We start from the raw sequence: 14752 nt of genomic DNA on the forward strand, positions 1-14752 counted from the left end.
AGCTGGACCGCAAGGCCTTGCCGAAACCGGATGCCAGCCAGTTGCAGAACAGCTATGTGGCACCGCACAGCGAGCTGGAACAGCAACTGGCGGCCATCTGGGCGGACGTGCTGAAAGTCGAACGGGTCGGTCTGAACGACAATTTCTTCGAGCTGGGCGGCCACTCGCTGCTGGCGACTCAGGTGATTTCCCGGATTCGTCAGCAACTGAACCTCGAGCTGTCATTGCGCAATCTGTTTGAAGCCCAGAGTCTGGCCAGTTTTGCTCAGGCTGCTGATCAAGGGCAGAGCAGTCAGGCTCCGGGATTCGTTAAAGCAGACCGAAGCCAGCCGCTGGGCTTGTCCTATGCCCAGCAACGTCAGTGGTTCCTCTGGCAACTGGAGCCGGAAAGCACCGCGTACAACATGCCGGTTGCCCTGCGCCTTAACGGTTCGCTGGATCTCGAGGCGCTGGAGCAGAGCTTCACGGCGCTGATTGCCCGCCATGAAACCCTGCGCACGACCTTCCGCCAGAACGGTGAGCAGGCGGTACAGGTTGTCCATCCGGCGTCGGCCTTCAGGCTGGTGGTGGAGCATTTGCCTGCGGGCCAGTCCCTGAGCGTCTGCGTGCAACAGGAAGTGCAGCGCCCCTTCGATCTGGAGCAGGGGCCTTTGTTGCGCGTCAAGCTGCTGAACCTGGGCGAAAACGAGCATGTGTTGGTCCTGACTCAACACCATATCGTCTCCGATGGCTGGTCGATGCCGATCATGGTCGATGAACTGGTGCGTCTGTACGAAGGCTACAGCCAGGGGCATGACGTCGATCTGGGTGAGCTGGCGATTCAATACGCCGATTACGCCCTGTGGCAGCGCACCTGGATGGAGGCTGGCGAGCAGGCTCGGCAACTGGCCTACTGGAAGGAACAACTGGGCGACGAGCAGCCGATTCTGGAATTGCCTGCGGACCGGCCACGGCCAGCGGTGCAGAACCATGCCGGAGCAAGGCTGGGCCTTGAGCTGGAAAGTACTCTGCTCGATAACCTCAGAGACGTGGCGCGCCAGGAAGGCGTGACGCTGTTCATGTTGCTGCTGGCCTCGTTCCAGAGCCTGCTGCATCGCCATTCGGGACAAAACGATATTCGGGTTGGCGTGCCGATTGCCAACCGTACCCGCGCTGAAACCGAAGGGTTGATTGGTTTCTTCGTCAACACTCAGGTGCTGCGCGCCGAATTCGACCTGCACACCACGTTCAGGGAGCTGTTGCAGCAGGTCAAGCAGACTGCCTTGCAGGCCCAGGCTCATCAGGAACTGCCCTTCGAGCAATTGGTGGAAGCCTTGCAGCCGCAGCGCAGCCTGAGCCATAGCCCGTTGTTCCAGGTGATGTTCAATCATCAGAGCCAAGGTAATGCCGAGGTTCGCGAGTTGTCCGGGCTGAGTGTTCAGGGCCTTGAGTCGGACAGCCATGCGGCGCAGTTTGACCTGACCCTTGGCACCACGGAGCATGCAGGTGGCCTGAGCGTCGGGTTGACCTACGCCACGGCGCTGTTCGACATCGCCACCATCGAGCGCATGGCCGAGCACTGGCTGACCTTGCTGAAAGCCATCTGCATCAACACCCGCCAGCGAATTACCGAACTGCCGATGCAAAGCGAGGCCGAGCGTCAGCAGATTCTGCAGGGCTGGAACGACAGTGCTGCCGCTTACCCGAGCGAGCAATGCCTGCCTGCACTGATCGAGGCTCAGGTACAGGCCACGCCTGATGCGCCGGCGCTGATGCTGGGCAGCGAACAACTGACCTATCGCCAGCTCAACAGCCGCGCCAATCAACTGGCCCACAAGCTACGCGAACTGGGCGTTGGCCCGGATGTGCTGGTGGGTGTCGCGGTGCAGCGCAGCCTGGAGCAGGTGGTCGGCCTGCTGGCGATCCTCAAGGCGGGCGGCGCCTATGTGCCGCTGGACCCGGATTTCCCTCAGGACCGACTGGCCTACATGATCGAAGACAGCGGCCTGCAATTGTTGCTGACCCAGACGGCGCTGCGCGAGCGTCTGCCGATCCCGGCATCTGTCCAGAGCCTGTGCCTGGATCAGGCCGGTGACTGGCTGGCAGGCTACAGCAGCGAAAACCCGATCAACCCGGCGCATCCGCAAAACCTGGGCTATGTGATCTACACCTCCGGCTCCACGGGGCTGCCAAAAGGCGTGACCATCGGCCATCAGGCGCTGGTCAACTTCCTCCATAGCATGGCGGAGCAGCCGGGGCTGAGCGCTCAAGATAAAGTCTTGTCCCTGACCTCGCTGTCGTTCGATATCGCCGGGCTGGAGCTGTACCTGCCGCTGATGCGCGGCGCTTCGGTGGTGCTGTTGCGTCCCGATGAAAACAAGGACCCGCAAGCCTTGCTGGCGGTGATCGAACAACAGGCTGTCAGCGTGATCCAGGCCACACCGTCTACCTGGCGCATGCTGCTGGACAGCGCTCCGGCAGGCGCTTTGCAGGGCAAGACCTTGCTGTGTGGTGGCGAGGCCTTGAGCGTCGAACTGGCCCAACGGCTGATCGATCAGGCCGGGCATGTCTGGAACGTCTACGGGCCGACGGAAACCACCATCTGGTCGGCGCGCCATGACCTGACCCGCTGTGACGATATCTGGCTGGGTCGGCCTTTGGCCAATACCCGTCTGCACATCGTCAGCGACGATATCAATGTGTTGCCGATCGGCACCCGAGGCGAGATGCTGATCGGTGGCGATGGCCTGGCTCGCGGTTATCACCAGCGTGCTGCGTTGACCGCCGAGCGCTTCATTCCCGATCCGTTCGGCCCGCCCGGTTCGCGGCTGTACCGCACCGGCGACCTGACGCGCTATCACGCCGACGGAGTGATCGAGTACGTCGGGCGCCTGGACCATCAGGTGAAGATTCGCGGTTTCCGTATCGAACTGGGAGAAATCGAAGCACGCCTGCAAGAACACCCTGGGGTGCATGAAGGGGTGGTCATCGATATCGACGGGCCGGCGGGCCAGCAACTGGTGGCTTATCTGGTTCCTGCCGAAGAGGGGCAAGACCCCAATACCCTGCGTGACGAGCTGAAGGCGCATTTGCGGGCCGGTCTGCCGGATTACATGGTGCCGAGCCACTTCGTCTGCTTGCCGCATATGCCGCTGACCCCCAACGGCAAGCTGGACCGCAAGGCTTTGCCCAAGCCCGATGCCAGCCAGTTGCAGCGTAGTTATGTCGCGCCATCCACCGAGCAGGAACGACAGATCGCCGAGATCTGGGCGCAGGTGCTGAAGGTCGAGCGTGTCGGCCTGACTGATGACTTTTTCGAGCTGGGCGGGCACTCGCTATTGGCAGCCCGGCTCATTTCCAGAATCCATTCAGGCCTTGGGGTCGATGTGCCCCTGCGCCTTGTTTTCGAGAAACCGCAATTGAACGACTTTATCCAGGCACTGGAGAGCAGCGGCTTGTCGCTGACCGAGGACGGCTTGTCCGATATCGAAAAAATGATGAATGAAATGGCGGGTATCTGACATGGAAAAGTCTGCAGCAGAACGTATTGCCCAGCGCTTCGTCGGTTTGCCCGTGGAGCAGCGCCGCCAGATTCTCACCAAGATGAGCGAGACCGGGCAAAGCTTCAGGTTGTTGCCCATTGCGGTGACCCGCCATGACGTGCAACGCATCCCGTTGTCCTACGCCCAGCAACGCATGCTGTTCCTCTGGCAACTGGAGCCGGGCAATATCGCCTACAACGTGCCGCTGGCTGTGCGCCTGAATGGCCCGCTGGACGAGCGCGCTCTGGCACAGGCCCTTGAGCGGCTGGTGCAACGCCATGAAACCCTGCGTACCCGGTTCGTGTCGGTGGAGGGCGAGTTTCATCAGGAAATTCTTGAGCAGGCGACCGTCGCACTGGACGTCGCCTATGCCAGCCACGACGACATTGAGGCGCAGGTCAAAGCCGAATTGCAGGCGCCCTTTGACCTGCTGAGTGGCACGCTGCTGCGGGTGAAACTGTTCCGCCTGAGCGACGCCGAGCATGTGTTGACCGTGTGCATGCATCACGTGGTCTCCGATGGCTGGTCGGGTGAGTTGCTGATTCGCGAATTCGTTCAGCTCTATCAGGCGCAGGTCGCCGGACAGCCTGCTCAATTGCCGCCACTGGCGATTCAATATGCCGACTACGCCATCTGGCAGCGCGCCTGGCTGGAAGCCGGGGAGGGTGAGCGTCAACTCGAATACTGGAAGCAACAACTGGGCACCGAGCATCCATTGCTGGAATTGCCGCTGGACCATGAACGGCCTGTCCAGCCGAGTTATCGCGGAGCAATCGTGCGGGCGGACCTGCCGGAAGGGCTCTCTGCCCGGCTCAAGACCCTGGCGCGCAACAACGGCCAGACGGTGTTCATGTTGACCCTGGCTGCGTTGTCGGTGGTGCTGTCGCGCTACAGCGGTCAGGCCGATATCCGCATCGGCGCGCCCAATGCCGGTCGTACCCGCAATGAGCTGGAAGGCCTGATCGGCTTCTTCATCAATACCCAGGTGCTGCGCATTCAGGTGGATGAGCGCCAGACCTTCGTCGAGCTGCTGGACCAGGTCAAGAGCGTGGTGATGGGCGCGCAGTCCCATCAGGAGCTGCCGTTCGAGCATCTGGTGGATGCCCTGGCTCCAGAGCGTAACCTGGGCCACAACCCGCTGTTCCAGTTCAAGATCAACCAGCATGTGTTTGCCGGTGATGAAGGCAGCGCCGGTACGGCTGTGGCCGGGTTGACCGTGGCCGAGTTCCCGGTGGGCGGCGGTGATGCGCGTTTCGACCTGGCCTTTGACTTCACCGACACCCCGTCGGGGTTGCGCGGTTATTTCACCTACGCCACCGACCTGTTCGAGGCGTCGACCATCGAGCGTATCGCGGCGTCGTTGCAGAACGTGCTGGAAGCGCTGGTGGTGCATTCCGGCGAGCGCCTGGCGGATCATCCGCTTGCCGTGACGGCTCCGGTTGCACCCCGGACTGTCGATTTCGCCAGTTCCGATTTCCTGGCCCTGTGGCAAAAAGGCCTGCACGCCGGGCAGGGCAAGCCGGCATTGCGTGTTGGTCAGCACGTGCTGAGCTATGACCAGCTGGAACAGCGCTCCAGCCAGTTCGCCCGTTACCTGCAAGGCGAAGGCATTGCCGATGGCATGACCGTGGCACTGTGTCAGGACCGTTCAGTGGAGTGGGTGGTCAGCCTGTTGGCCGTACTGAAACTGGGTGCGGTGTACCTGCCGCTGGATACTGCGCAACCTGCCGAACGCTTGCAGCAACTGGCCAGGGACAGCGGCGCGGTGCTGCTGATCCACGCCCGAGGCGATGACAAGGCTGCCAGCCTGGGTGTCTGCCCGGTGCTGGCCTATGACGCCAGCCTGTGGGCCGATGTCGATACGAGCCCGTTGAATATTCAAGTGCTGCCGCAGCAACCGGCCTACATCATCTATACCTCCGGCTCCACCGGGCAGCCCAAAGGCGTGGTCATCAGCCATGGCGCGCTGGCCAACTACCTGCAAGGCGTGCTCCAGCGTCTTTCCCTGAGCGCCGAGGCGAGCATGGCCATGGTGTCCACCGTTGCCGCCGACCTGGGCCATACCCTGTTGTTCGGCGCCCTGGCATCCGGTCGTCAACTGCATTTGCTGTCCCATGAACAGGCATTCGATCCCGATGGTTTCGCCGCGTACATGGCCGAGCATCAGGTGGCAGTGTTGAAGATCGTGCCGAGCCATCTGCAAGGCTTGTTGCAGGCCACAAGGTCTTCCGACGTGCTGCCGGAGCAGATGCTGATCCTGGGGGGCGAGGCCAGTTCCTGGTCCTTGATCGAACAGATCAGAACCCTCAAACCGGGTTGCCGGATCGTCAACCACTACGGCCCGACCGAAACCACGGTAGGCATCCTGACCCATGAAGTGCAGGAAAAACTGGAGGCCTGTCGCAGCGTGCCGGTGGGACACCCCCTGGCCAACGGCAAGGCGCGGGTGCTGGATGCCTGGCTGAACCCGATGGCCGAGCGGGTGGCCGGTGAGTTGTATCTGGGTGGTCGCGGCCTGGCGCAGGGCTATCTGGGGCGTGCGGCCATGACGGCCGAGCGTTTCGTGCCGGACCCGGAAGGCGATGGCGAGCGTCTGTATCGCGCCGGTGACCGTGCGCGCCGGGTAGACGGTTTGCTGGAATACCTGGGCCGTGCCGACGATCAGGTAAAGATTCGCGGCTATCGGGTCGAGCCGGGTGAGGTCGGCCAGGTGCTGCAAGCGCTGGATGGCGTGGCCGAAGCCGTGGTGCTGGCCTTGCCACTGGAAAGCGACGAATCCCGCCTGCAACTGGTGGCCTATTGCGTGGCCGCTACGGGCACGACGCTGCAGGTCGAAACTCTGCGCGAACAACTGACTGCCAGCCTGCCGGAATACCTGGTGCCCGCGCAGTTCGTGGTGCTGGAGCGTCTGCCGCTGACCGCCAACGGCAAGCTGGACAAGCGTGCGTTGCCCACGCCGGGTGTGGTCAAACAGCGCTACACCGCACCGGTCGGCGAGATCGAGGAAAAGCTCGCCGCCGTCTGGGCCGATGTACTCAAGCTGGAGAAGGTTGGCACGACCGATAACTTCTTCGAGTTGGGCGGGGATTCGATCCTCAGCCTGCAAATCATCGCCCGTGCCAAGCGTCAGGGCCTCAAGCTGAGCCCCAAGCAACTGTTCGAGAAACAGACCATCGCCCAGTTGGCGACGGTGGCCAAACTGATCCAGAAGAAGCCCGCAGCAGTCGTCGAGCAGGTGAGCGGCAACTTGCCGTTGCTGCCGATTCAGGCGCGTTTCTTCGAGATGAACATTCCCGAGCGCCATCACTGGAACCAGTCGGTGATGCTCAAGCCCAACAGCCCGCTGGAAGCCAGTCATCTGCTGGCAGCCTTGCAGGCTCTGATCGAGCAGCATGACGCTCTGCGCCTGGGCTTTGCCCAGCAGGACGGCCAATGGCAGGCGACCTTCGGGCCGCTGAACACCCGCGACTTGTTGTGGGAACACGAACTCAATGACCGGTCACGCCTGACCGAACTGGCTGACGAAGCCCAGCGCAGCCTGGACCTGAAAAACGGCCCTCTGCTGCGAGCCGTGCTGGTGAACCTGCCTGAAGGCGAGCAGCGCCTGTTGCTGGTCATCCATCATCTGGTGGTGGACGGGGTGTCATGGCGTGTGTTGCTGGAGGACCTGCAACAAGCCTATGTCGCCCTGAATACCGGCAAGGCCCTGGCGCTGCCCGCCAAGACCAGTTCCCTCAAGGCCTGGGCTGCGCAGTTGCACACTTACGCCCAAAGCCCGGCGCTGGCGTCGGAGCTGGCTTACTGGCAAGCGCAGTTGCAGGACGTCAGCGATACCTTGCCAAGCGATCATCCGGACGGCGGGCAGCAGCAGAAACATGCCACCTCTGTGACCACCCATTTGAACAGCGACCTGACCCGGCAATTGCTGCAAGACGCTCCGGCCGCCTATCGCACCCAGATCAACGACCTGTTGCTGACCGCATTGGCCCGCGTGATCAGCCGCTGGACTGGCCAGCCCGATGCCTTGGTCCGGTTGGAGGGGCATGGTCGCGAAGACCTGTTCGACGACATTGACCTGAGCCGCACCGTTGGCTGGTTCAGCAGCCTGTATCCGGTCAGGCTCACTGCGCATGCAGCTCTTGCCGATTCGATCATGTCGATCAAGGAGCAACTGCGCGCCATCCCCAACAAGGGCATCGGTTACGGCGTGTTGCGTTATCTCGGCGCAGAACCTGTGCGGCAGAGCCTGCAACACCTGGCGCAGGGCAGCATTGTCTTCAACTACCTGGGCCAGTTCGATGGCAGTTTCGATGCCAGCGATGCGCTGTTCGCACCCTCGGGGGAAAGCAGCGGCGCGTCCCAGAGCAGCGAGGCCCCGCTGGCGGCCCCGATCAGCATCAATGGTCAGGTCTACAACGGCGAGTTGCGCCTGAGCTGGAGTTTCAGTGCGGCGGTTTTCGAGCCCGATACCGTACAGCGCCTGGCCGATGAATACGCCCGGGAATTGCAGCAACTGATCGCCCATTGCACCACCGAGGGTGGCGCCGGGGTGACACCGTCCGACTTCCCGCTGGCCCGTTTGAGTCAGAAACAATTGGGGCAACTGTCGATCAATCCGCGTGAAATCGAAGACATCTATCCGCTGTCGCCGATGCAGCAAGGCATGTTGTTCCACACCTTGTTCGAGGAAGAAGCGGGCAACTACATCAACCAGATGCGCGTCGATGTGACCGGCCTTGAAGTCGGGCGCTTCCAGGCGGCGTGGCAGGCGACGGTGGATGCCCATGAAGTGCTGCGCAGCGGGTTCGTCAGCCATCTGGAACACTCGCTGCAAGTGGTGCAGCGCACGGTGAACGTGCCGTTTGTCGAGCTGGATGCTCAGGGGCAATCCTCTGTCTGGCTAGATGACTGGGCGCACGCCGATCGGCAGAAAGGTTTTGATCTGACCCAAGGCCCGCTGTTGCGTCTGGCGGTATTGCGCACTGGAGCCAACACTCATCACCTGATCTACACCAGCCATCACATCCTCATGGACGGCTGGAGCAGTTCGCGCCTGTTGGGCGAAGTGCTGCAACGCTACAGCGGTCAGCCAATACCGCAGCAGAGCAGCCGTTATCGTGATTACATCGAGTGGCTGCAACGTCAGGATGCCCAGGCCAGCGAGCGTTTCTGGACCGAACAGGTGGCCGAGCTGGACGAGCCGACCCGCTTGGTGCAGGCGCTCAAGTCCAATGCAGGCGGGCAGGGCCATGGCGATTACTTCCAGTTGATCGATGCTGCCGGCACCCAGCGCCTGAGCGAGTTTGCCCGCGAGCAGCGCGTGACGCTCAACACCTTGGTGCAATCGGCGTGGTTGTTGCTGTTGCAGCGTTATACCGGGCAAGCCAGCGTGACCTTTGGCGCAACCGTGGCAGGTCGCCCGGCGGACTTGCCGGGGGTTGAAGAGCAGCTTGGCCTGTTCATCAACACCTTGCCAGTCATTGCCAGTCCGCGTCCCGAGCAGTCGGTGGCGGACTGGGTGCAGCAGGTGCAGGGCAAGAATATTGCCCTGCGCGAGTACGAACACACGCCGTTGTACGAAATCCAGCGTCTGGCAGGCAGCGGTGGCGAAGCGCTGTTCGACAACATTCTGGTGTTCGAGAACTACCCGGTGTCCGAAGCCCTGCAACAGGCTTCGCCGGACGGTCTGGCCTTCAGTGGCCTGATCAACCAGGAGCAGACCCATTATCCGCTGACCCTGGTGGTGAATCTGGGCGAGACGCTGTCCCTGCGCCTGAGCTACGCCCGCCAGCACTTCAACGAAGAGGTGGTGACGCAACTGGCCACCCACTTCCAGCACCTGCTTCAGGCGCTGGTGCGTGATCCGGCTGCTGCCATCGGCGAGCTGTCGTTGCTGGATGAGCAGGAGCAGCAACAGATTCTGCAAGAATGGAACGCCACCGCTGCCGAGTTCCCGGGCGAGCAGTGCGTACACACCCTGATCGAAGCCCAGGTGCTGGCGACCCCCGATGCTCCGGCGTTGATCTTCGACAATCAGCAGATGAGCTATGCGCAACTGAACGCCCGCGCCAACCAGTTGGCCCACAAACTGCGCGGGTCAGGTATCGGTCCGGATGCGCGGGTGGGGATCTGCGTCGAGCGCAGTCTGGAACTGGTAATCGGCTTGCTGGCGATTATCAAGGCCGGTGGGGCGTATGTGCCGCTGGACCCGGATTATCCTCAGGACCGTCTGGCCTATATGCTGGCCGACAGCGGCATTGGCCTGTTGCTGACCCAGACGTCACTGCTGCAAGGCCTGCCGGTGCCCGATCATGTTCAGTCGTTGTGCCTGGATCAGGAGGGTGACTGGCTGGAAGCTTACAGCCAGGACAACCCGGTCAATCGCACCCATCCCGAAAACCTGGCGTATGTGATCTACACCTCAGGCTCGACGGGTAAACCCAAAGGCGCGGGCAATAGCCATCGCGCCCTGGTCAACCGCCTGCACTGGATGCAGAAAGCCTACGGGCTGGATGCCAGCGACACCGTGTTGCAGAAAACCCCGTTCAGTTTCGACGTCTCGGTCTGGGAGTTTTTCTGGCCGCTGCTGACCGGCGCACGTCTGGCGATAGCTTTGCCGGGGGATCATCGGGACCCTGATCGTCTGCTGCAGACCATTACCCGCTACAACGTCACGACCCTGCACTTCGTACCCTCGATGCTTCAGGCCTTCATGACCCATGAGCGGGTGGAAAACGGCCACAGCCTGCGCCGCGTGGTGTGCAGTGGTGAGGCCTTGCCCGCTGAGCTGGCTTCGCAAGTGCTCAAGCGTTTGCCGCAAGCAGGTCTGTTCAACCTCTATGGCCCGACCGAAGCGGCCATCGACGTGACCCACTGGACCTGCACGCCGGACGATACCCTGAGCGTGCCGATCGGTCGGCCTATCGATAACCTCAAGACGCACATTCTGGACGATGGCCTGCTACCGGCAGCCCGTGGCGCGGCAGCCGAGTTGTATCTGGGCGGTGTCGGCCTGGCGCGGGGTTATCACCAGCGTGCTGCATTGACTGCCGAACGCTTCGTGCCCGATCCGTTTTCGGCCAATGGCGGTCGCCTGTATCGTACCGGCGACCTGGCGCGCTACGGTGCCGATGGGGTGATCGACTATGCAGGCCGGATCGACCATCAGGTCAAGATCCGCGGGTTGCGCATCGAGCTGGGTGAAATCGAGGCGCGGCTCAATGAACATCCGGGCGTGCGCGAAGCCCATGTGATCGATATCGACGGCCCGAGCGGCAAGCAGCTTGCAGCCTACTGGGTAGCGAACGATGGCGCGCAGGATGTGAATGGATTGAAGGAGCATCTCAAGACGCTGCTGCCGGATTATATGGTGCCGACGCACTTTGTAGCCGTTGACGTCATGCCGCTGACTGCCAACGGCAAGCTGGATCGCAAGGCCCTGCCAAAGCCGGATGCCAGCCAGTTGCAACAAGGTTATGTGGCGCCACGTACCGAACTGGAAGAGCGGCTTGCCGCTCTTTGGGCGGACGTGCTGAAAGTCGAGCGTGTGGGCCTCAACGACAATTTCTTTGCCCTGGGCGGCCACTCGCTGTTGGCGGTGTCCCTGGCGGGCAGGATTCGCGAAGCGTTCGATATCTCCATCAAACTGCATGATTTCCTGTTGATGCAGACCCTGGGCGAACTGGCTGACTTCCTGCGGGCAGGCGAGGCGAAGGTCAAGTCTGCGGTCATCCGCATGAACAACAGCCCGTCTGACAAAACCCCGCTGTTCTGCCTGCCGCCGGGTGGCGGCGGCACTTACTCCTATTACCCGTTGGCAGGCAGGCTGAGCGAAGATCGGCCGGTGTATGGTCTGGTCAACAAGGCCTATGTGGTGCCGGGCTGGTTCGACAGATCCTGGGAGGAAATGGTCGGTTACTTCGTCGAGCAGATCAGGCTCACCCAGCCTGTCGGGCCATACAACCTGCTGGGGTGGTCCCTGGGCGGAGCCTTGGCCATCGATGTCGCGCATATTCTGGAGCGCGATGGTGACAAGGTGAATTTCCTGGCGCTGGTGGACACGATGCTGCCGGCTTCCGCAGGCCTGAGCTGGATCGAGGAGGACCCTGAAGTCCGGGCACGGAATCAGGACCAGAATCTCTTCCAGAGTCTGATCCAGAGCCTGGTGGCGTTCGTGCCGGGGCTGGCCCGTGAGCGTGTGATCGAGTTGATCGCAAGCGCCAGGGTATCGCTCAAGGATGAACGTGAAATCGCTGACCGGGTGATCGAACAGGTTGCACAGGATGCCGGTATCGGCGTCGAAAGCCTGCGTAGCGTGTTCCAGGACATCGCGATCCAGGATGAAATCGAAACCGGCTACAAACTGCTGCACGCCAATGCCGTACTGGCCGAAGCCTTCACCCTCAAGACACTGGACGTAAAAGTGGATTGCTGGTGGGCAGGACAAAGCCGCGAACCGGACCAGATCCTCAAGGCGCAAGCCGTGGTTGAAGAACAATGCTCGGTAAACGGGCTGGGTTCTTCGATCGTCATTCAGGAGCGGCACGACAATATCGTGATCGGGGAGGGGTTTCTGGACGGGGTTGTAGAAAGGCTGAGGGGGAAATGAGCAGCAAGCTTTAAGCCGCAAGCTGCAAGCCTCAAACTCTTGTAGCTGCTGCCTTCGGCAGCTCTAAAACTCGCCGCGCAATGTCAGCATGTAATTGCGCGGATCTCCGTAATAATTTCCTCGGTCCACATCCCCGGTCGCCTTGTAATACTTGCGATCCAGCAGGTTGTTGCCGTTGAGGGCCACGCTCCAGTGTTCGTCTATTTTCCAGGAGGCTCTGGCGTCCCAGATGGCGCGGCCGGGGTTTTTGATTTCTGCTGATGATTCGGCTTCCGAATAGCCGCTCTGTGCGGAAACCCCGGCGCCGAGGGTCAGGCGGTTCCAGGTGCCGGGCAGGGTGTAGTTGCCGGTCATGCGAAACAGGTGTCGGGGTGTTTCGGCCGAAATGGACTGGCCGTCGCTGCCACGGGTCATATTGAAGGTATAACCCGCCACGGTTTGCAGGCCGGGCAGGGGTTCGCCGCTGGCTTCTACTTCAAACCCCTTGCTGCGGCGGATATTGCCGTTCAGGTAGCAGGTGCCGTAGATATCGTTCATCAGGCATTCGCCAGGATTGGCGTTGTCTTCCACCGCCACATCCTTCTGCTTGACGTAAAACATCGCAAAGGAAAGATTCAGGCGTTGCTCGAAGAGTTCGCCTTTGATGCCGGTTTCGTAGTTTGCGCCGATGGCCGGTTTCAGCAGGTTGCCAGCAGCATCCCGGTACACGCTTTGCGGCAGGAAGATATCGGTGTAACTGGCGTACAGGGACCAGTCGGGATTCAGGTCGTAGATCGTGCCTATGAAAGGCGTGAGTTCATGTTGCTCTATGGATTTACGAGTGACGCTCGCTGCCTGGGTCTGGTAGTCATACCAGCTAAGGCGACCGCCCATGACCAGACTCAACGACTCCGACAGATGCAGGCGCAGATTGGCGTAAGCGCCATAGCGTTTGTCACTGAAGTCGGTGATGGAGGTCCAGTCGGGCTGGGCCGGTTCGGCAATCAGGTGGCTGTCGGGGTCGAATACATCGATGGGCTGGTTGGATGTCACATTGACTTGGCTGGACTTACGCATCTGCTCCGACCAGTTGCCGCCGAAGGTTAGCTGGTGTTCCAGGCCGAACGCCTCGAAATGACCGTCCATGTGCGCATCGAAACCGTTGCTGTGCAATTGGTCGGAGCGGAACAGGGTTCGGGCGATACGGGAACCGGTCAATGTCGCCGGATCGATGGCGCCCTGGGCATAGGCCACTTTCTGCTCGAACGAACCCGTTGAATGGGTGGCAGACAGTGTGCCCGACCAGTTCTCGCTGAAGTGATGGTCCAGTTCCGTGAACACTTCGTCCGTGCGGGTCTGGTGACGGTTCCAGTCCTGGGCCAGTGAAGTCGAGCGTGGTACGTCCAGGGCACTGCCATCGCTGTAGCGGGGCAGGCCGAAGATGGTGAAGCCTTTGATATCGGCTTCCTGACGGCGAACGCCCACAGCCAGGGTGGTGTCGTCATTCAGGTCGGCTTCGAGGATGCCGTACAACAGCGGGGCGGATTTGCTGAGGCCATCGATAAAGTAGTCACGGTCGGCATAAGACGCCACGAAGCGGCCCCGGATGCTGCCCGAGTCGTTCAGTTTGCTGCTGCCGTCCAGATCCACCCGGTTGTTGTTCCAGGTGCCGGTGCGGGTGGTTATTGAAAACTGCGGTATGGCGGTCGGGCGTTTACGCACCAGATTCACCGTGCCGCCGGGGTTGCCCGCGCCGATCAGCAGCCCGGCCGCGCCCCGCAGGATTTCCACCCGGTCGTAGATTTCCATATCGGGCGTCATCCAGCCGGTCACGCTGTAGCCCTGACCGGAGATGCCATCAATGGTGTAGCTCTCGTCTTCCATGGCAAAGCCGCGTGAGCTGAAGACATGGGAGCCGAAATTGCGTTGGGAAAAAGTGACGCCGGTGGCCTGGGCCATCACGTCTTCCAGGCTGTAGAGGTTCTTGTCGTTCATCAACTGGCGGGTCACGACACTCACCGACTGCGGAATTTCACGCAGGGACTGGGCGCTTTTGGTGATGCTCACTGCGGACGTGGTGTAAGAGCCCGAACCTTCGGTAATCAGACCTGCCGGTGGTGCCTGAATCGACAGGGGCTTGAGGCTGACCGGAGGAATAATGGCGGTCAGTGTCAGGGTGTTGTTCTCAAGGCTATAAGGCACTCTGGCCTGATCGAGCAGGTTTCTGGCTGCCTGCTCTAGGGTAAATCTGCCGCGCACGGCCTGGCTGCTTTTGCCCTTGATATCGTCCGGGTTGTACAGCACCTGCAGATCACCCTGGCGCCCCAGTTCATTCAGGGCGCTGTTCAAGGGTTGGGCTGGGATATCGAATTCGATCTCCTGCGCCAAGGCCTCTGCCTTGAACGTCATCAGCAGCGCAAACCCTATCACTCTTATCGCAGGCCTTGGCTGGAGCAGCAGGCGGACAGGCAGTGGAGGGCGGGTGCGTGATTGCATGGTGATGGCTCTTCGATCAATGACGCAGGGTAAACCATACCGTCGTATGGGGCACTGCCTCTGGTCATCCTTTACCAGGCGATTTTTCAACGTGGCTCATAAGGAATTCATACGAATGAGGCAGGAATTAATTTAGTAAGTCTTTCAA

The 14752-nt window shown here is 61.2% G+C and carries 3 protein-coding genes; 2 read left to right on the forward strand and 1 reads right to left on the reverse strand.

Annotated features, from left to right (window positions below; all coding sequences use genetic code 11):
- Positions 1–3500: non-ribosomal peptide synthetase (locus CKW23_RS01575; protein WP_143498877.1), on the forward strand; the 3500-nt coding region annotated here is incomplete at its 5' end.
- Position 3501: 1 nt separating this feature from the next.
- The gene (locus CKW23_RS01580) at positions 3502–12129 is read left to right on the forward strand and encodes a non-ribosomal peptide synthetase (protein WP_095066901.1); all 8628 of its coding nucleotides are present in this window, start codon (positions 3502–3504) and stop codon (positions 12127–12129) included.
- A gap of 63 nt (positions 12130–12192) precedes the next feature.
- Here CKW23_RS01580 and CKW23_RS01585 read toward each other — a convergent pair whose 3' ends face one another.
- The gene (locus CKW23_RS01585) at positions 12193–14517 is read right to left on the reverse strand and encodes a TonB-dependent siderophore receptor (protein WP_236249367.1); all 2325 of its coding nucleotides are present in this window, start codon (positions 14515–14517) and stop codon (positions 12193–12195) included.
- Positions 14518–14752 lie beyond the last annotated feature (235 nt).

Origin of the sequence: Pseudomonas sp. Irchel 3A18 (genome assembly GCF_900187465.1) — a bacterium.
Taxonomy (GTDB): Bacteria; Pseudomonadota; Gammaproteobacteria; order Pseudomonadales; family Pseudomonadaceae; genus Aquipseudomonas; species Aquipseudomonas cichorii.

Coding starts and splice junctions, on each gene's coding strand:
- CKW23_RS01580 (WP_095066901.1), top strand. CDS start 3,502: ATGGAAAAGTCTGCAGCAGAACGTATTGCCCAGCGCTTCGTCGGTTTG.
- CKW23_RS01585 (WP_236249367.1), bottom strand. CDS start 14,517: ATGACGTTCAAGGCAGAGGCCTTGGCGCAGGAGATCGAATTCGATATC.